Origin of the sequence: Leptotrichia rugosa (genome assembly GCF_041200005.1) — a bacterium.
GTDB classification, from domain to species: Bacteria; Fusobacteriota; Fusobacteriia; order Fusobacteriales; family Leptotrichiaceae; genus Leptotrichia; species Leptotrichia rugosa.
In genome coordinates, this window is the sequence record NZ_CP165644.1 from 1,484,041 (window position 1) to 1,503,863 (window position 19,823).

General features: G+C 29.1%; 20 protein-coding genes. 3 read left to right on the top strand and 17 right to left on the bottom strand.

The genetic code is table 11. The features are described from left to right. Nucleotides 1–140 precede the first annotated feature (140 nt). The 16 genes from proB to pepT form a co-directional block, all read right to left on the bottom strand. Complete coding sequence (gene proB, locus AB8B22_RS07340) at nucleotides 141–1,283, bottom strand: glutamate 5-kinase (protein ID WP_094080037.1); 1,143 nt, start codon at nucleotides 1,281–1,283, stop codon at nucleotides 141–143. Nucleotides 1,284–1,327: 44 nt separating this feature from the next. Next, entirely contained in the window at nucleotides 1,328–1,546 is a 219-nt protein-coding gene (locus AB8B22_RS07345) for a hypothetical protein (protein ID WP_094080036.1), read from the bottom strand. 47 nt (nucleotides 1,547–1,593) lie between these two features. Further along, nucleotides 1,594–3,042 carry an alpha-amylase gene (locus tag AB8B22_RS07350; protein ID WP_369710625.1) on the bottom strand — a complete coding sequence of 483 codons (1,449 nt, stop codon included), beginning with the start codon at nucleotides 3,040–3,042 and terminating at the stop codon, nucleotides 1,594–1,596. A 9-nt stretch (nucleotides 3,043–3,051) separates the two neighbouring features. Next, nucleotides 3,052–3,636: a hypothetical protein gene (locus tag AB8B22_RS07355; protein ID WP_369710626.1), complete on the bottom strand. Its 585-nt coding sequence runs from the start codon at nucleotides 3,634–3,636 to the stop codon at nucleotides 3,052–3,054. Then, nucleotides 3,633–4,205 (bottom strand): hypothetical protein, encoded by a 573-nt coding sequence (locus tag AB8B22_RS07360; RefSeq protein ID WP_369710627.1) that lies wholly within the window; start codon nucleotides 4,203–4,205, stop codon nucleotides 3,633–3,635. Before AB8B22_RS07360 ends, AB8B22_RS07355 begins: the two co-directional genes overlap by 4 nt. A gap of 26 nt (nucleotides 4,206–4,231) precedes the next feature. Then, complete coding sequence (locus AB8B22_RS07365) at nucleotides 4,232–4,870, bottom strand: hypothetical protein (RefSeq protein ID WP_369710628.1); 639 nt, start codon at nucleotides 4,868–4,870, stop codon at nucleotides 4,232–4,234. 99 nt (nucleotides 4,871–4,969) lie between these two features. Then, nucleotides 4,970–5,716, bottom strand: coding sequence for a 3-deoxy-manno-octulosonate cytidylyltransferase (gene kdsB, locus AB8B22_RS07370; RefSeq protein WP_369710629.1), 747 nt, complete (start codon nucleotides 5,714–5,716; stop codon nucleotides 4,970–4,972). A 125-nt stretch (nucleotides 5,717–5,841) separates the two neighbouring features. Continuing rightward, nucleotides 5,842–7,305, bottom strand: coding sequence for a D-alanyl-D-alanine carboxypeptidase family protein (locus AB8B22_RS07375; protein ID WP_369710630.1), 1,464 nt, complete (start codon nucleotides 7,303–7,305; stop codon nucleotides 5,842–5,844). 32 nt (nucleotides 7,306–7,337) lie between these two features. Beyond that, on the bottom strand, nucleotides 7,338–7,982 hold the full coding sequence (gene nth / locus AB8B22_RS07380; protein WP_369710631.1) for an endonuclease III: 645 nt from the start codon (nucleotides 7,980–7,982) through the stop codon (nucleotides 7,338–7,340). A gap of 37 nt (nucleotides 7,983–8,019) precedes the next feature. Beyond that, the gene (locus AB8B22_RS07385; RefSeq protein ID WP_314080584.1) at nucleotides 8,020–8,688 is read right to left on the bottom strand and encodes a TraX family protein; all 669 of its coding nucleotides are present in this window, start codon (nucleotides 8,686–8,688) and stop codon (nucleotides 8,020–8,022) included. Next, nucleotides 8,689–8,970 carry a cupin domain-containing protein gene (locus AB8B22_RS07390; protein WP_094080028.1) on the bottom strand — a complete coding sequence of 94 codons (282 nt, stop codon included), beginning with the start codon at nucleotides 8,968–8,970 and terminating at the stop codon, nucleotides 8,689–8,691. It lies immediately after the preceding gene. Between the two features lie 175 nt (nucleotides 8,971–9,145). Beyond that, nucleotides 9,146–9,733 carry a viral A-type inclusion protein gene (locus tag AB8B22_RS07395; protein ID WP_314080588.1) on the bottom strand — a complete coding sequence of 196 codons (588 nt, stop codon included), beginning with the start codon at nucleotides 9,731–9,733 and terminating at the stop codon, nucleotides 9,146–9,148. 78 nt (nucleotides 9,734–9,811) lie between these two features. Next, nucleotides 9,812–11,287, bottom strand: a complete 1,476-nt coding sequence (guaB, locus tag AB8B22_RS07400) for an IMP dehydrogenase (protein ID WP_094080026.1) — start codon at nucleotides 11,285–11,287, stop codon at nucleotides 9,812–9,814. Nucleotides 11,288–11,456: 169 nt separating this feature from the next. Then, entirely contained in the window at nucleotides 11,457–12,209 is a 753-nt protein-coding gene (gene fabG / locus AB8B22_RS07405; protein ID WP_369710632.1) for a 3-oxoacyl-ACP reductase FabG, read from the bottom strand. 21 nt (nucleotides 12,210–12,230) lie between these two features. Continuing rightward, a complete protein-coding gene (locus AB8B22_RS07410) occupies nucleotides 12,231–12,839 on the bottom strand; it encodes a tetratricopeptide repeat protein (RefSeq protein ID WP_369710633.1) in 609 nt (202 codons plus the stop codon). A gap of 137 nt (nucleotides 12,840–12,976) precedes the next feature. Continuing rightward, a complete protein-coding gene (pepT, locus tag AB8B22_RS07415) occupies nucleotides 12,977–14,209 on the bottom strand; it encodes a peptidase T (RefSeq protein ID WP_369710634.1) in 1,233 nt (410 codons plus the stop codon). Nucleotides 14,210–14,364: 155 nt separating this feature from the next. Here pepT and AB8B22_RS07420 point away from each other — a divergent pair, with 155 nt between their 5' ends. The 3 genes from AB8B22_RS07420 (at nucleotide 14,365) to AB8B22_RS07430 (ending at nucleotide 18,293) form a co-directional block, all read left to right on the top strand. Next, on the top strand, nucleotides 14,365–15,861 hold the full coding sequence (locus AB8B22_RS07420) for a UDP-N-acetylmuramoyl-L-alanyl-D-glutamate--2,6-diaminopimelate ligase (RefSeq protein ID WP_369710635.1): 1,497 nt from the start codon (nucleotides 14,365–14,367) through the stop codon (nucleotides 15,859–15,861). Between the two features lie 176 nt (nucleotides 15,862–16,037). Then, entirely contained in the window at nucleotides 16,038–17,696 is a 1,659-nt protein-coding gene (gene hcp / locus AB8B22_RS07425) for a hydroxylamine reductase (protein ID WP_172826465.1), read from the top strand. A 180-nt stretch (nucleotides 17,697–17,876) separates the two neighbouring features. Next, complete coding sequence (locus AB8B22_RS07430; RefSeq protein WP_094080020.1) at nucleotides 17,877–18,293, top strand: MarR family transcriptional regulator; 417 nt, start codon at nucleotides 17,877–17,879, stop codon at nucleotides 18,291–18,293. 386 nt (nucleotides 18,294–18,679) lie between these two features. On the opposite strand, the gene AB8B22_RS07435 is transcribed toward AB8B22_RS07430, so the two are convergent. Then, nucleotides 18,680–19,822 carry a tetratricopeptide repeat protein gene (locus AB8B22_RS07435; protein WP_369710636.1) on the bottom strand — a complete coding sequence of 381 codons (1,143 nt, stop codon included), beginning with the start codon at nucleotides 19,820–19,822 and terminating at the stop codon, nucleotides 18,680–18,682. Nucleotide 19,823: the final 1 nt, after the last annotated feature.

The window sequence follows — 19,823 nt, forward strand, 5'->3', positions numbered from 1 at the left end:
TTTCTCCTATTTCAATTTATTAATATTAATAATTTATAAAAATTTATTCAAATATACTTTACTTTATTTTATTTTATTTAAAAAAAATCCTAAATACTTTGCATTAATGAATTATTTTTCAAAATTTTTTTAAATTAAATTTATACATTTTCAATCAAAACAATATTGTCCGCATGAATCACGACATCGTCATATTTATGCCCCAATATTTTTTCGATGTCTTCACTTTTTTGCCCTTTTATTAGTTCAATTTCATCTGACGAATAGTTTGAAATTCCATTGGCAATAACTTTATTTTTAGAGTTTTTTATTTCCAAGACTCCACCTCTGTCAAATGTTTCAAAAACTGATTTAATTCCTATTGGAAGCAAACTTTTTCCTGAAAGCAGAGCTTTTTCTGCACCTTCATCAACTACGACTTCACCTTTTTTATTTGTTCCATAAGCAAGCCAATATTTTTTAGAACTAATTTTTTTATTTTTTCTTACAAACAATGTTCCAATATTTTCTTTTTCCACAACTCTTGAGATGTTTCTCGGGTCATCTCCATTTACGATAACTAAATTTGTCCCAATTTTTGTTGCCATTTCTGCAGCCATTATTTTCGTAATCATTCCACCAGTTCCAAATTTTGAGCCTTTTCCACCAGCCATATTTTTTACATCTTCATTTATATCTCCAACAACTTCAATCAAATTGGCATCTTCATATTTCTTAGGATTTTTGTTGTAAAGTCCGTCTATATCCGACAGAATAATTAATAAATCTGCATCAATCAGTCCTGAAACAAGCGCTGACATTGTATCATTATCTCCTACTTTAAGCTCATCTGAAACAATTGCATCATTTTCATTTATAATCGGAATTATTTTTTTATCCAGAAAGGCGTTACATACATTTCTTACATTCAAATACCTTTTTCTGTTTGAAAATTCTCCTTTAGTCAAAAGAAGCTGTCCAATAAGCTTGTCATACTTTTTAAAAAAAGTCTGATAAACTTGCATAAGTGTCACTTGTCCAACTGCTGATAACATCTGCTTTTCTGAAAGCAACTTCGGTCTTTCTTCGATTTCAAGAAGCCCCATTCCAGCTCCAACTGCTCCAGATGAAACAAGTATCACATCAAATCCCTTGTCTTGGAGATTGCTGATTTCCACAACTATTTTTTTCATTTTTTGCAAATCCAGCTGTCCATTTTCATCAGTAAGCGTAGAAGTCCCCACTTTTATCACTATTCTCTGTATATCTTCTAAAATTTCTTCTCTTTTATTCTGTTTTTTCATACTTTGCAGTTACAGTTTTTTTGTAACTTCTCCTTTCTATAATTTTATAATCCACTCTCATTTATACTTGATGGTTCTGTATTTGGCTGTGTACTTTGAATATTTTTAGTATTATTTTTTTTATTTATTAAATCTTTACAGATATTTGTTTTTGTACAAGTGTATCCTCCAGCAACAGCTCCAGCTCCAAGCGCAACTGCAGTACATGAATTAAGCGCTCCTACTAAGACCGATAATATTAATGCTAATTTTATTTTTTTCATAATTTTTTCTCCTTTAATTTTATTTTTTTATTTTTTCATATTTCAAACTATTGTTTTTTAGGTATCCAAACTGCAATTTTTTGACCTTCGACTCTAAATGCGGCATTTCCTTCTTCATCAATTACCACGTCTTCAAATCCGCTTCCTGTAACTTCTTCCCAAACTTGTCCTATTCTATCTTTTCCAATTTCAATAGCTTTTTCTCCATCTTCATTATTGGATAAAATAGCTACGCATCCTGTATTTATTTCATTTTCCCTACCTTTTCTGTAAAAAGCTATTATATTTGGATCATCAAAATAATTTATCTGTTCTCCATAAGCGTTATTTCTTCTCACGTAAAGAAGTTTATCTATTACCCATCCATGCGGACTTTTATTATCTCCTACACCGTAATAATCTCCATAGAACAAGCACGGATAACCTTTTTCAGAAAGCAATATTATTGCATAGGCATGTGGAATAAACCAGCTTTCTATTTCAGATTCCAGTGCGCTTCCCTTTTGCGAATCGTGATTATCCACAAATGTTACCGCTTTAATTGGATCCATGAGCATCACTGAATTATCCAGTATTGTTGTCAAATCATAATTTTCTTTTTCCACCGAAGCTTTGTGGAAATTAAAATGAAGTCCCACGTCAAATAAATCAGTTTCATATCCTATATTTTCCAAATAAGTTTTTAAAGTATCCAAGTCATCTTTCCAATATTCTCCAACAGAATAAAATTTTTCTCCATAAACTTTTCTTACTTCAATTAAAAATTCCTTGATAAAATCTTCGCTTATATGTTTTACAGCATCCATTCTGAATCCATCGAGATTTAATTCGTTTATAACCCATTTTCCCCAGTTTATAATTTCATTTCTCACTTCAGGATGTGAATAATCGACATCAGCATTCATAAGATAGTCATAATTTCCAAGTTCAGAATCCACATTTTCTGCCCATCCTTTATTTTCACCAGCAATTTTATAAATTGCAGTTTTCCCTGTTAAATTATCATAGTCAACTCCGCTAAAAAGAGTATAATTCCATTCAAATTCAGAATATTTCTTATTTCTTCCAGGAAAAGTAAATTTCGTCCAACCTTCGATCTCTTTTGGTTCTGAAATTTCTTCATTTCTGTTTTCAGGGTCCACTTCTATTGCCAAAAATCTTTCTGTTTCGTCAGCACCTCCCTTATGATTAAGCACAGCGTCCAAATAGACATTTATTCCATATTTATGAAGTTCATTAATCGCATCAATAAGTTCTTCTTTTGTCCCATATTTTGTACGCACAGTTCCTTTTTGATTAAACTCTCCCAAATCCCACAAATCATAAGCGCCATATCCAACATCCCCTGAAAAAGTCCCTTTATAGGCAGGCGGAATCCAAACTGCTGAAACTCCAATTTCTTTTAGATGAGCGGCATCATTTTTTAGTCTTTCCCAATGTTTTCCATCATCAGCTAAATTCCACTCAAAATATTGTATCATTACTCCATTTATCATATTTTTCTCCTAATTTGTTTCATAAAATTTATTTATATCATCTTCGTTATTTTCTAAAGATTTTTTTATTTTTTCTAAAAATATTTTTATAACTTCACTTTTAGTTTTTTTCTCCCCATCATAACTAACTAATTCTGAAATATCATCTAAATTATAATAATTTGTATAACTCCAATCTTTTTTTGCAAAACTATTTTTTAAAATTTTGCTTTCTTTATTCAAAAAAGAAATAACTTCAACTTTTCCGCTAAATTTTTTCTTTTTTAAAGTATCAATTACTCTTTTTATAGCAGGTGTATCTTTGTCATCGAAATAAATCAATGTAACTTTATTCGCATTTTTAGATATTTGATTGTATATACTAGCCACATCATTGTCTACAGAAAAACTGCCTCCCATTATAACCGTCATCACTCCTTTTAAATCTCTTCTATTGCTCGTCCTTATCCCAACAGCTCTATCATAGTCATCATTCTCAATTTTTAAAACGGTTGAATATTTTCTTTTTTCATAAATTTCACTATTTTTATCTTTTTGCTCAGGAAATATGATAAAGCTGGTAAATATTATCAAAAAAAGTATCAATTTTTTCATTGCTTACACCCTCTTTGCACATTATTTTTTTCCAAAATCATTTTTTCAAGTAAATTTCCTTTTTCAGTTTCACTTTCAATTCTAAAATAATCTCTTCTATTTCCTTTTATAAAATATTCTTCTTTTGACTTCAAATCATATATCCCTTTTTTTGTGTCAAAATAACAAGGATATTCATCTTTTAAAAAATGAACAGGCAATCCATAACCAGTTTCTTTATCAACCAACACATCTTTTTCTACAACTAAACCTTTAGGAAGTAAAATTTGTTCTGTATGGTAATCCGTATCCACAAAACCAGAAAAAAATGTCGTTTTTTCCCATTCCCTTTGTAAAATATCACTCATCAATTTGTCAATTCTGTCTTTATATTCTTCGACTTTATAGGCACGATAACCTTCTCTATATTTACCATAATCCTGCTCATCTTTTTTAGGAAGTAACTTACCAACTGCATAAAACGGTGCTCCTATAACTGCAACTGTCGCTTCTGTCAGCGGTCTTATAACAAGAGCATGACAAGAATTCAAACAAATTGCACTCAAAATTAATAAAAATGCTTTTTTCATAATATTAATTCTCCAATCATTAATTTTTAATTATTTTCACAAATCTTTTCCATGTTATTTGCTTTTACAATTTTATCTTCCAGCTCTTTTCCATCATAAGTATAAGATTTTAAATAAAAATATTCATCTTTAGATATTTTTTTCAAATATTTATCTTTGTACTCTTTATTTTTCCATTCTTCCTGATTATTACAAGGATTTGAAACAGTAAAAAATTTTATTGGAAGTCCATAACCAGACTGTGCATCTATCATTTCTATATCATTATCTATAACTTTTAATTCAACATTTTTAGGAACTGAAATTTGTATATTTTTACCCAAAATATTTACTGTTTGTGTCGCCATTTCTCTATCTATCACTCGTAACGTTACACGACTAACAGATTCCTTATGACTTTTATTTGAATATGCCATATATCTATTTTTTCTTTTTGGCTGATAATCTTCTATACCATCAGAAATACTTTTTATTGGCTCTATCACAGGCCAAGTTAGTCCTTTAGCCACTCTTTTCACAACAGAATCATCTGAATCGCAAGTTTTCATTTCCCCTTCATTACACCCGAGTTCATAAGTCATTAAAAGTCCAGTCGCAATCGCAGTCGCTGCACAAGAATTTAAAAATAAGACAGAGAAAATTAAAAATAGAATCCTCTTTTTCATAAAAAAGCACCTCTTTTCATAAAATTTTATTAAAAATCATTTCAGTCAGAATTTAAATTTTTTAATTTACAATAAATTTTCAATTTTCTAAAAATTTTTTTACTCCAAAATAATTCCATTTTTGCAGATAAACTTTATAACTTCTTCCAAGTCCTCTTTTGTATCAACTCCAATAACTTTGGAATCTGTTTCCAAAACTTTTATTTTATAACCATTTTCCATAAATTTTAACTGTTCAAGCGACTCCATTCTTTGCAAAATTCCATCTTTCAAATTACTAAGCTCATTTAAAAATTTTGTCGTATATCCATAAATCCCAATATGTCGATAATATTTAAAATTTTGTATTTTTTCCCGCTCAAATGGAATTGGAAGCCTGCTAAAATAAATTGCATTATCATAAAAATCTGTGATAACTTTTACAACATTCGGATTTAAAATATCACTTTCTTCAATAATTTCTTGCTTTAATGTAATGATTTCAGACTTTTGGCTTCTATAATTATCAGCCAGAATATTTATAGACTTAATATCTATTAACGGCTCATCTCCTTGAATATTTATTACAAAATCAAAATCTTTATATTTTTCTTTATTTATAACTTCAATTATTCTTGAAGTCCCATTTTTGTGATCGCTTGATGTCATAACTACCTTTCCACCAAATTTTTTAACTGCCTCAAATATTCTTTTATCATCAGTTGCAACAATTAATTCATCAATATTAGCATTTTTAGCTCGTTTATAAACCCATTCAATCATCGGATTTCCATTTATATCTTTTAGTGGCTTTCCTTCAAACCTTGTTGAAAAAAATCTCGCTGGTATCACTCCCAATATTTTCATATTTTTCTCCCTTTTTTCAATTCTTATATTTAATTTTATCATATTTTTTATTAATTTGCACACAAAAAAAACACACCTTTAAAAATTAAATTTTTATTAATTAATAAAAGTGTGATTTTTTTATTTTATGCCATTCCAAAAGTTACAAATCTTAAAACTTTTCCAAGCAATGATAACCGTTTGTAGTCGTTACTTGCAACTATATCAATTGTATTTACAATCTTGTTATCATTTGATAAAACTTGTAATTTCCCAATTACGTCTCCTTTTAAAATTCCATCTTTTTCTGCTGTAACCCTTAAATCTTTTACTTCAAATTTATAATCCGTATTTCCCAATTGATACACGTTTTCAGCTAAAATTCCAGTAATTTCTTTTTTTACAGCATCTTTTATTTTAAATTTATTTGCCACAACTTGTCCCGCTTTGTAAATTGGCACAAGATTTTTTTCTATCGCTTGAAATTCTTTTTTCTGCTCTTCTGTTCTTTCAACATCACTTTTATTTCCAAGCGAAACTGAAATTATTTCAAGATTTCCAATTTTACTCGAAACTATCATATTATATCCAGCTTGTTCATGAAATCCTGTTTTAAGCCCAAAAACTCCGAATTGTCCAAGTAAGTGATTACGATTATTGTAGACAACTTCTTCACCTTTTTCATTCAATAATTCAAGTTCTTTTTCACTCATCCATTCCCTAAGTCTTTCATCTTTAATTGCCTGTCGCCCCAATAAATACATATCATATGCTGTAGAAATATCCATTTGCTTTTTAGTCATCGAAGTCGGAAGCCCAGATGGTGTAAAATACTGCGTGTCTTTCATTCCAAATTCCTTTGCTTTTTCATTCATAAGTTTTACATAGTTGTCAAGATTTCCTTTTCCGATGTAGGAAGCAACCATATAAGCCGCATTATTAGCTGAATAAATTATTTCTGCACGAAGCAAATCTCTTAGTGTAAAACAATCTCCTGCTTTTGCATTTAACCAGCTTCCGCCTGTATCAACCACATCAGGCGTAAAGCAAACTTTGTCGCTTAATTTTACCTTTCCTTTATCGACTTGGTCAAGTGCAACCATTATATTCATAACTTTTGTAAGCGAAGCTATTGGGTGTTTTTGTTTTGCATCTTCATTTTTTATAACTTTTCCATCTGTTGTTGCTATAAATTTTATAACTTTTCCGTTATACTTTGACTCCCCTTCTTTTTCTTTTTCTACCGCTTTTACAATTTTCACATTTTTTTTCGATTTTGTTAAAGAATCTGTCTGGGATTTTGAGTTTTTACCTTTGCTGTTTAATGTATCTGACGCTTTTGAAGATGTATTTTTAGAATTTTTGGAATTCCATTCACTTTTGTTTTTATGTTTTTTATTATGTTTTGATGATTTTTTTGAGTACTTATGAGCGCTGTTTCCACGATTTGTTGCTTGCTCTATTTCATCTGAACCACTTTTCACCACCTTTACTGCTTCACTTTTACTACTACCGCTGTCCTGCTTTTCACTTGTTCCTTCTCCTTCCCCATACAACAGAACTGCAAAAAATACTGTTAAAATTAAAATTTTTTTTGTTTTACTAAACATTACTTTCCTTTCTTTATTTTATTTATCAATCTTTATTTATTAATTAACTTTTGTCCATGTTTACAATATTTATTTATTTCACATTCCAAACATTTTGGTCTTCTGGCTACGCATTTATCTCTACCGTGCAAAATCAAATAGTGCGAGTATTCAAACCAATATTTTTTTGGTACAAATTTCATAAGTTCTCTTTCAATAATTTCTGGATTATCACTTTCAACAAATCCAATTAAATTTGAGAGTCTTTTAACATGCGTATCTACGACAATTCCTTGTCTTATATTCCACAAATCTCCCAATATGACATTGGTAGTCTTTCTCCCAACTCCTAGCAAAACTAGTAATTCTTCAATTGTTCTTGGCAATTTGTCATTATATTTTTCTTTCATCATTTGGGCATTTAATTTTATATTTTTAGCTTTATTTCTAAAAAATCCCGTCGATTTAATGTATTCTTCCAATGTCTTAATATCCATTTTTCTAATATCTTCTGGATTTTTAACCACTTTAAACAGCTCTTTTGTAACAATATTTACTCTTGCATCTGTGCATTGCGCTGAAAGTATTACAGCTATCATAAACTGAAATGGCGTTTCGTAATTCAGAGCTGCTTTTGCTTTACCAAACTTTTTTTCCAATATCGGAAATACTTTATCAAATCTTTCTTTTTTCGTCATTTTATCACCTTATTTATTTCAATTCTCACTTTTCATATCACAACTTTTTAAGGAAAAAATTTATTGTTTCTAAAATTAAAAAATGTATCGGATAAAATAGATAGAAAAAATATTTTAAACTTTTACCTTTTTTCCCATTGTAAGAAAATATGAAAACCAATGAAAACATTGAAAAAAACTGTATTTTAAATAATCCAAAAATATTTGGGAAAACTACAACTGCCAAATTTAATAAAAAAAACGCTAAGAATAAAAATAATTTTTTGTTTCTAAATATATTAAAAATTATTATAAGCAAAATTCCATATATTCCATAATCAAATTTAAATTTTTTACTTATATAAAAAATTAAGAATATCAAAAATATTTTTAAAAAAACAAAAATATATAAAGGCATTTTTTTATTTTTTAAATTTAAAATATAAATTGCAAGTAATCCAAAAAATAGTGTAAAAAATATATTTACTGGATAATTAAGTTTAAATAAAATTGCAGGAATTTGTATAATTACTGCAAAAGTAAATAATCTAATTAAATATTTTTTCAAATTGCTTGTGTGAAAATAACCTTCATTAAGGGAAAACGCAAATATCGGAAAAGCAATTCTTCCAATTATGTTAAATATTTGATTTCCACCTATTATATAGTGATAATGGTCAATAAACATTGTTATTATGCCAATTATCTTTAGACAAAATAAATTCATCTATTTTTTTATAAGCGTGACGCTAAATTCAGAATCTTCTATTGCAACTGCACTTATAAAGTTTATTCCATCAAATTGTAGAATTTCTCCTGGCACTAAAATATGATTTTCTTTTTCATTTAAAAACACTTCCACTTTTCCTTTTAGAACCGTAAAAATAATCTCTTCGTTTTCGTGATTATGTTTTTCAATTTTCTCATCTTTTTTTAGTTTTTTCTTAATCAACATAAAATTATCTTTTGAAAATAATACTCCAATTTCGTTTTTTACATTTCCAACCATAAAAATTCCTCCAATACTTTTTTTTATACTTTGATTTTATCAAATACACTAAAAAAAATCAAGATTATTTTTATTTTTTTTAAAACCGAATTCTCAATTAAATAACAGTAGAATTTGTGAAAATATTAATTAAACAAAAAATAGAGTAAATTTTTAAAATCTACTCTGTTATCTTTTAATTTTCACTAAAATACTTACTTTGTTCATCTGTCAAAACTGAACGAATTTGTTCATTTCTTTTTTGTTTTAATTCTTCATATTTTTGCGTAAACATTTCTACACTCAATCTATCATTTTTTAATTTTTCTACGTTTCTTTTAAAATCACGCTCAAATTTTAGTACCTTTGCTTTTTGTTCATTAGACAAATTCACATTGTCTTCAAGTTTTTTTATTCTGTCAATTTTTTCGTTAAAAGACTGTTTTTTTGAATTTATATAAGAATTATATTCTTCTAACTGCTCATTTGTCAGAATTTTTGCAATTTCTTCGTATCTTTGTATTTCAATTTTTCCAATTTTTTCTTTTTTTTCTTCAAATGTTATTAATTCTTTTTCAATATCTTTTGCTTTATTTTGATATTTATCAAATATTTTTTCTAATTTTTTCTGTTGTTTTTTTGTCACATTCAACTTCTTAAAAATATCGCCTTTGGACACTTTTACAATGTAAACTTTTTCATAATAATCTTCATAAGAATAAACAAAACTGCTCATTCCAAAAACCATCACTGAATAAATAATCAAATTTTTTATTTTTTTCATTTTTTTCCTTTCAAAGTCCATTTAATCTTAAACTTCAGACTGTCTTAAAAATAATTTTTAAGACAGCCTTTTATTTTTTTATTTATTTGAATTATTGTAATTTGGAGCTTCTTTTGTAATAATTACATCGTGCGGATGACTTTCTTTAAGTCCTGCTCCTGTAATTTTCACAAATTTTCCATTCAATTTCAAATCTTCAATTGTCGGAGTTCCGCAATACCCCATTCCTGAGCGAAGTCCTCCACAAATTTGATAAACCGTGTCTTTTAATGCACCTTTATATGGAACCATTGACTCTATTCCTTCTGGAACTAATTTTTCTGTGGCTGATTCCAATTGGAAATATCTGTCCTTACTTCCTCTTTTCATAGCTGCAAGCGAACCCATTCCAGCATAAGTTTTGAATTTTCTTCCGTTATATAAAATTTCTTCTCCTGGTGCTTCATCAGTTCCAGCAAGCATTCCACCAAGCATTACACAATCTGCTCCAGCGGCAATTGCTTTTACCACGTCCCCAGACAATTTAATTCCCCCATCTGCTATTACTCCAATTCCTTTTTCACTACAAACTTCAGCAACGTCCATAACTGCTGAAATCTGTGGAACTCCTACTCCTGACACAACCCTCGTCGTACAGATTGAGCCAGGTCCAACACCAACTTTTACTGCATTTACTCCAGCTTCAATCAAATCAAGTGCGGCTTCCTTCGTAACAATATTTCCACCGATAATGTCCAATTTTGGAAAAGCTTCTCTAATTTCTTTAATTTTATTAATAACCGCTTTTGAGTGCCCATGAGCCGAATCCACCGCAATTATATCAACTCCAGCTTCAACTAAAGCTTGAACTCTTCTCACAGAATCAGGTCCAACACCAACTCCAGCTCCCACACGAAGTCGTCCTTGACTGTCTTTTGCGGCATTTGGATAATTTATTACATTGTCAATATCTTTTATCGTGATTAATCCTTTTAGTTTTGTTCCTTCTACAATTGGCAATTTTTCAATTCTATGTTGAAGTAATATTGTTTTTGCTTCATCCAATGTAGTTCCGACTGGCGCTGTTATTAAATTTTCTTTTGTCATAACTTCTGTCACTTTAGATGACAAATCTTCTCTATATTTTAAATCTCTATTTGTAATAATCCCTTTTAAATTTCCTTCGCCATCAACTACTGGAAGTCCTGAAATTTTATATTCTCTCATAAGTTTATTAGCATCTTCTAAAATGGCATCTTGCCGCAATGTAACAGGATTTGTAATCATTCCGCTCTCATATCTTTTAACTCTTGCCACTTCTTCAGCTTGTCTTTCAATGGTCATATTTTTATGAATAAACCCAATTCCACCTTCTCTTGCAATAGCAATCGCAAGTTTTGATTCTGTTACAGTATCCATAGCTGCACTTAAAATTGGCACATTCAATTCCAAATTTTTAGTCAATTTTGTCTTTAATATAACTTGATTAGGCGCTACTTCCGACGCTTGCGGAATAAGAAGTACATCATCAAAAGTCAATCCTTCAGAAATTACAACTTTATCTTTTTGACTCATTTTAAGATTCCTCCTCATTTTATTTTTAAACTTTGTTTATTTTTCTTATCTTTCAAAATTTCCCTAACTAAACCATATTTTTTACATTACTTTTTTTAATTATATTATTTTAACACGAAATATACAATAATTTCAACACTTTTTTCAAAAGAAAATAAAAATATTTTATTTATTGAAAGTCAGGTGTTTCTGGCAATATTTGTCCACCATCTACAACTATTCTTTGCCCTGTAATAAATCCTGCTTCACGACTTGCCAAGAAAACAGCTGTATATCCAATATCTTCAGGTTTTCCTAAAACATTAACTGGAATGACACTTTTCATTTTATTCATATATTCTTCTCCAGCTTCTATTAATCCATCTGTCAAAATATTCCCTGGTTGAATAGCATTAATTGTAATTCCATATTTTGCATATTCTAAAGCTGCAGTTCTCATAAATCCTAATTGAGCCGCTTTACTCGCTCCATAATGTGCCCATCCTGGATATCCAGTAATATCACCTGTAATTGAAGATGTTAATACTATACGTCCATAATTTTGTTTTTTCATATGTTTCAATGTCGCTTGTATTACCAAAAAAGCTCCTTTTACATTTATATTCTGAACCTTATCCCAATCTTCTTCTGTCATATTTTCAATAGTCACTTGCGGGAAAATTCCTGCATTTGAACAAAGAATACTCAATTTTCCATATTTTTCACAAATGCTTTGAACAACATACTGCACTTGTTCTTTATTTATAACATCAAGATAGTAAAAATCCCCATCCAGCTCATTTGCTGTCATCTCCCCTTTTTCCTTATCAATATCTCCAATAATAACCTTTGCCCCAGCCTGTTTCAATGCTTTTGCAATTCCTTTTCCAATTCCCTTTGCTCCTCCTGTAACAAGAGCAACCTCACCTGCTAAATCAAACATTTTATCTCATATCCTTTCCTGCTACATTTCTTTATTCTTTAAACTTAACTCCAAAACCTTTTCTTTCGCAACTTTAATAAAATAAATTTCACTTTCCTTTTCAGCCACTTTCTTATAAAATTCCAATGCTTTTTCAAAATTTCCAATTTCTTCATATGTTTTAGCTAAATTGAACTTTATCTCTATTTGATACAATTTTCTTTTCCCTTTCAATAGTTTTTCCAGTTCAATAATTTTCTGTTGTGGATTATTTTCATAATCCAACATAATCCCTATTACAAGTTTTTCTCCACTTTTTCTAAAATTTTCATCAAATATTTTTCTTGCTTCCTCTTTTTCTCCCATAAAATATTTATATTCCATTAAATTTCTATAGTAACAATATTTTATTATTGGTAGTGTTAATCTAGTTATTTTTATTTCATTTAAATACTTTAACGCTTTTTCTTTCTCGTTTAGCAGCCAATAACAAACTGATAAATTAATTCTGTTAAAATCTTTCATAATATTAATTTTAAAAATTTTGTAAATTTTTTCTATTATTAAAATATATTTTTCAGGATCTAATTTAACAAATAAATAATGATTTCCTATCAAAAGTAGTATTAAATACGGAAATAAATATATCATTATTATTACTGACAATATCCATAACAAAGAATATACAAAATAAGACACTCTCAAAAATATGTCCATGCTTAATTTATAAATCAATATAAAAATTATTTCATACAGATAAGTTTTTAGTGCCGCCTTTCGCATTTTTTTTACTCTCCTTCAGTATTCAATCTTACAATCTCCACAATCACATCAGTTGCCAGAATCATACTCTCAAGTGCTACAAATTCGTATTTCCCATGAAAATTTTCTCCGCCTGCGAAAATATTTGGTGTTGGAAGTCCCATAAAGGAAATTTTTGAACCATCTGTTCCCCCGCGAATTGGCTCAATCACTGGCTTAACTCCAACATTTTTCATAGCTTTTTGAGCAATTTCTACAACATTCATATGATTTTTTATAATTTCTCGCATGTTATAATATTGATCTCTTATCTCAACTTCTACAATTTTATCACCATATTTTTCATTTATTTTTTTAGCAACTTTTTTTACAAATTCTTTTTTTGCTTCAAATTTTTCTCTATCGTGATCACGCAAAATATATGACATTTTCCCTTCTTCAATGTTTGAAGTCATTTTTTCAAGCAAATAAAAGCCTTCATAACCTTCTGTTTTTTCTGGCACTTCTTCTTCTGGAAAACTATCTGCAATTTCCATTGCTACAACATTTGCATTAATCATTTTATTTTTTGCCGTTCCTGGATGAACACTTTTTCCTTTTATTTTAAAAGTTGACTGTGCCGCATTAAAACATTCATATTGAAGTTCTCCAACTGGTCCGCCATCCATTGTATATGCAAAATCTGCACCAAATTTTTTTACATCAAAATTATCCGCGCCTCTACCTATTTCTTCATCTGGACCAAAGGCTATTTTCACTTTTCCATGCTCAATCTGTGGATTTTCAATCAAAAATTTCATTGCTTCAATGATTTCCACAATTCCAGCTTTGTCATCAGCTCCCAAAAGTGTTGTTCCATCAGTCGTAATCAAAGTTTTTCCAATATAATTTTTCAAATTTGGAAATTCTTTTGGCGACAAAATCACTTTTAAATTTTCATTTAATACAAGATCATTTCCGTCATAATTTTCAAAAACTTTTGGACTTACATTTCTTGCATTAAAATCTGCTGTATCCATATGAGCAATGAATCCTATTGTCGGTACTTTCTTATCAAAATTAGCTGGAAGAGTTGCATTTACAAAACAAGCGCTGTCTATGCTGACATCTTCTAGTCCTATTTCTTCCAATTCACGCTTTAGCATTTTGGCAAATTTGATTTGTGAAGGTGTCGATGGAATTGAAGCGCTATTTTCATCTGACCTTGTTTCAAATTTCACATATCTAAAAAATCTTTCTTTTAAATTTTCATATCTCATAAAATTCTCCTTATTTTTATTTAATATATTTTACAATTTTTTTTATTATTTTTCAACAAAATAAAATTTTTAAACTTAAAAAAACTAAATAAAAGTGATATAATAAAAATATAATATTTAAAATCTTTAAAAAGATAAATAGGAGATGATAATGAATGTATAAAATTTTTGAAAATGTTGACTATGAAGTTCTTCACGAAGGAGAAACTTTTGAAATAAAAGGTATAGAATATGATTCCAGAAAAATAGAAAATGACTTCGTCTTTATCGCTATGGTTGGAAGCGTTGTTGATGGACACGAATTTATTCAAAGTGCAATTGACAAAGGTGCAAAAATGATTGTCGTTGAAGAAATGGTAAATCCTGAAAGATATGAAAATTCAAAAAATATTACTTTTGTTTTCATCTCAAATATAAGAAAAAAATTAGGAATCATCGCTTCAAATTTTTATGACTTTCCACAAAATAAAATAAAAATAATCGGTATCACTGGAACAAACGGAAAAACTACATCAAGTTTCATTTTAGAAAATATTTTAGAAAAAACTGCTCGGATTGGAACAACTGGAAATCGTATTCTAAACGAAAATTTTCCAACTGTAAATACAACTCCAGAATCACTTGAATTAATAAAATTAATAGATAAAAGTGTAAAAATGGGTGCAAAATATTTTATAATGGAAGTGAGTTCCCATGCTCTTCAAATTGGACGAGTGGATATGTTAAAATTTGACAGTGCAATTTTTACGAATTTAACTCAAGACCACTTGGATTTTCACAAAACAATGGAAAACTATTTCAACGCCAAGAAAAAAATATTTACACTGTTAAAAAGTGATAGCGCTGGAATTATAAACATTGACGACAAATATGGAAAAATAATTTTTGAAGAAAATCGTGGAAGAAACTACATCTCATTTTCAAAAAATGATAAAAGTGCCGATGTTTACGGAGAAATTATCAATTATACAAATGACGGAATGAAAATAAAAATTAATGCTAAAAATTATTTTGAGAAAATTAGTTCTATTTCAAATGAATCTGAATATGTTGTGGAAGTAAACTTAATTGGAGATTACAATCTTTATAACATTTTAGGATGCGTTGCCAGTCTTTTATCAATGGAAATTGACATCGACTACATTTTAGAAAAATTATCGAATATTTCTTCAATTCCAGGAAGATTTGAAACTATTAAAAATGATTTGGAAGCTAGAATTGTCGTAGATTTCGCTCACACAGACGATGGGCTTTTAAATATTGGAAAAACTTTGCAAAAAATTACTGACAATAGAGTGATTACAATTTTTGGAGCAGGTGGAGACAGAGATCACGATAAAAGACCAAAAATGGCAAAAGCTGCTGCAAAATTTAGCGACTTTATAATTTTAACTTCTGACAATCCCAGAACAGAAAATCCAATTTCAATTTTAGCTGCAATTGAAAAAGGACTTGTTCAAATTGATTATCCATTTGATAAATATTTAATTGTCGCCGATAGGGAAAAAGCGATAAAAAGAGGACTAGGAATGCTTCAGAAAGGAGATAGCCTTTTAATCGCTGGAAAAGGGCACGAAACTTATCAAATAATTGGAAAAGAAAAAATTCATTTTGATGATAGAGAAATTGTAAAAAAATATTTAAAAAAATAATTTTATATAAAATTTATTTTCAAAAAAAATTAAAAAGTGTGATATAAGTTACAGAATTTATTTTTAATTTATTATATAATTTTTTTGTTGAAATAATAAAAAATTAATTTTAAAATTGTGGAGATTTTAAAATTAAATATTTCAAAAAAAAATAAATTAAAAATGGAGAGAAAATTATGAATAACATGTTTTGTTTTCAATGTCAGGAAACAAGTAGAAATCAAGGCTGTACAGTTATGGGAGTCTGTGGGAAAAATGACGAAGTTTCAAATTTACAAGATGTGCTTATTTTTGTTGTAAAAGGAGTTGCACTTTATTCAAATAAACTTAGACAAAATAATAAAATTTATGAAAATGTAAATGAATATTTATATCGTGCACTTTTTTCAACTATAACAAATGCGAATTTTGACGGAGAGGAAATCAAAGAATATATCTACGAAGGTATAAAATTAAGAAAATTTTTAGCAAAAGAATTGGAAAATACAAAAATTTTGATTGATTCTAAATTTGAAGGTTCAAGACTTGCCACTTTTGAGTTTGATGAAAGCTGTGACTTAGTAGATCTAGCCCATGAAATTGGAGTTTTGAGAACTGAAAATGAAGACATCCGTTCACTTCGGGAAATAATTTTATATGGACTAAAAGGGCTTTCTGCTTACGGTTTTCACGCATTAAACTTAAAATTTGAAAGTAACGAAATTTTTGACTTTTTTGAAAAAGCATTAATTGCAACTGAAGATAACGACTTGAGTGCTGAAAAACTTACAAACCTTGTCTTTGAAACTGGAAAATTTGGTGTAGATGTGATGGCACTTCTAGACAGAGCAAATAATTCAGCTTTTGGAACGCCTGAAATGACAAAAGTAAATATAGGAGTTGGAAAAAATCCTGGAATTTTGATTTCTGGACACGATTTAAAAGATATAAAAGAACTTTTAGAGCAAACTGAAGGAACTGGAATTGATGTTTACACACATTCAGAAATGTTGCCGGCTCACTACTATCCTGAATTAAAAAAATACAAGCATTTAGTTGGGAATTACGGAAATGCTTGGTATCATCAGACAACAGAATTTGAAACATTTAATGGACCTGTCGTATTTACTACAAATTGCTTAGTTCCGCCTAAGAAAAATGCTACTTACAACGACAGAATATTTACATTAAATGCAACAGGACTTCCAGGCTGGAAAAAATTGAAAACAGACGAAAATGGGAAAATTGACTTTAGTGAAGTTATAGAATTAGCAAAAAAATGTAAATCGCCAACCGAAATTGAAAGTGGAACAATCACAGGTGGATTTGCACATGGTCAGGTATTTGCCCTTGCTGATAAAATTGTCGAGGCAGTAAAATCAGGAGCGATCAAAAAGTTTATAGTTATGAGCGGATGTGATGCAAGACAGACAACAAGAAAATATTATGCTGAATTTGCAAAAAAATTGCCAAAAGATGTGGTAATTTTAACATCAGGATGTGCAAAATTCAGATATAATAAATTAAATCTGGGAGATATTGACGGCATACCTAGAGTGCTTGATGCTGGACAATGTAACGATTCTTATTCTTGGGCAGTTGTGGCACTAAAATTAAAAGAGATTTTTAATGCAAACGATATAAATGACTTGCCAATCGAATTTAACATTGCATGGTATGAACAAAAAGCCGTAATTGTACTGCTTGCGTTACTTTACTTAGGAATTAAGAATATTCATATTGGTCCGACTTTACCAGCATTCATTTCTAAAAACGTTGCAAGTTTATTGAATGAACAATTTGGTCTGACTGGTATAACTACTGTTGATAATGATTTACAAATATTTTTTAGCTAAAAAAATCCAAAATAGTAATGATAATTTTATATTATCTTTACTATTTTTTTATTAATTTCATCTTATTTTCTTATTTTTTTTAAATTATCATTGCAAAATCTTTGAATATCTGTTATAATAATTATGTAAAATATATGACAGGTGTTATAATAAAAAATTATAGAAAGAAGGAATAATGAAATGAAAAAAGGTATATTAGCATTATTAATCTTATTTTCTTTTGCAGCTTTTGCTGAAAAAAATCATGAAAAAACTGCAAAATTAGAAAAAAATTCTTATTGTAAAGTTCCAAAATCACATGGAGATTATAAAAAAATTAATGAAAAAGACAGTCGTGTGGACATCGACTTTGAAAACTGCATATTTGATGGCGAAAATTATGAAAATGTAAAAATTGGAATTTTAATTCAAGATAAAGATAAAGTTGAAAATTATTTAAAAAAATATAAATTTATGCACTTAAAAGCTGGAAAAGACCTAGTTAATAACAATGGTAACTATTTTTATAATGGTACTTGGGCTTTTACAAATGACAAATCATATCCAAAAGATTTAATAGAAAATAAAACTCCAACAGTCGCACCTACAAATAAATAAACTTTCTTAATTATATATTTTTATGAGTTATGCCAGACACTCCCGACGCAAGGAATGAGATGAATGGCATATTTTTTGGCAACGAAAAAATTTGAAATAGTTAAATAATAAAACTGGTTTTGAACCGAGTCAACAGGACGCTAATGTTCTTGGTGGAGAGCTTGTCCATTAAAGTCTTAAGGAAATTAGCTAGTGTTTGAATACTAGATATTCAAAAGAAACTAAATAGTACTTAAGAATCTCGCAACTTCAGTCGTGAGAGATTCAATAAGTAGATCAATTCACTTAAGATCTTCAGAATAAAAATTATTACAATAAAAAATAGTGAAATTTAAAAATTTCACTATTTTTTATTATTTCTTTATTCATTATATTTACCATTTCTACTATTTCATTGATTGAACTTGTTTTAAAACATCTGCTGCACCTTTTACCTTAGCTTTTACAGCTTCCTCTAAAACTTTTACAGCTTCCGCTTTTTTACCTGCCGCTGCATAAACTTGTCCCAATATAACTTTTGCTTCATTATTTTTATCTTCTGAAATTGATTTTTGTAAATATTTAACAGCTAAATCTCCAGCTCCAGCTTGCGCAAAATAAGTACCGATTTGAGCGTTAGTAACTTTTGGAGTTCCTGATTTTAACTGACTATATGTTGAATTTACTTTTGCTGTATTCTTTTGCATTTCATAAATTCCTAAAAGCAAAACTTTTGCTTCTACATTTTTAGGCTCTGCAGCAACTGCTTTTGATAAAAATTGTTCAGCTTTTGTCGCATCTCCTTTTTGTAAGTAGAAAGTACCAAGCATTCCTAAGATTTGAGTATTTTTTCCACCTGCTGCTGTATTCATTTCAGTTAAATATTTTTCAGCTTGAGCGGTATTTTTTTCAGACATAGCTATTTCAGCTAATAAGATTCCAGCTCCATTTACTTTTTGTGGCGCACCTGTGTATGCTTTTTGTAAATACGTTTTGGCTTGAGCATTGTTATTTTTTGTCATATAATATTGTCCCACATTGTAGTTTACTTCTGATACGAAAGCTTTGTCAGTCGACTTCATAGCTTGATTGTATCTCGCAGTTCCTTTTGATTGCTCGTTATTATCGAAGTAAAAGATGATTAAACTTGAAGTTATATCAGCATCTTTCCCTTCTGTTTTTTTATCTGTCCAAAGAATATATTTTTCAGCTGACTCTTTGTCTTTTTCAGCAATTCCCACTAAATATAACAATCTTGCCGCTTCAGCGCTGTAGCCATTTACAACTTTTCCATCGTCAAAAGCTGTTACCAAATAAGGTTTTGCTTTAGATATTTGATTTTGTTGCAAATAATAAGAACCTAATTCTAAATTCGCTCTTTGTTTATATTCTGCATCTCCTGTTTTTGAAAGTGTTTCCAAAATTTTAACTGCTTCTGCTGTTTTCTTTTGTCCTGCTAAGGTTCTTGCTTTTTCATAGTCAGCTTTTGAGTCAGCAAATGATAAAGCTCCTGTTACTAAGATTGCTCCTATTAGTAATAATTTTTTCATA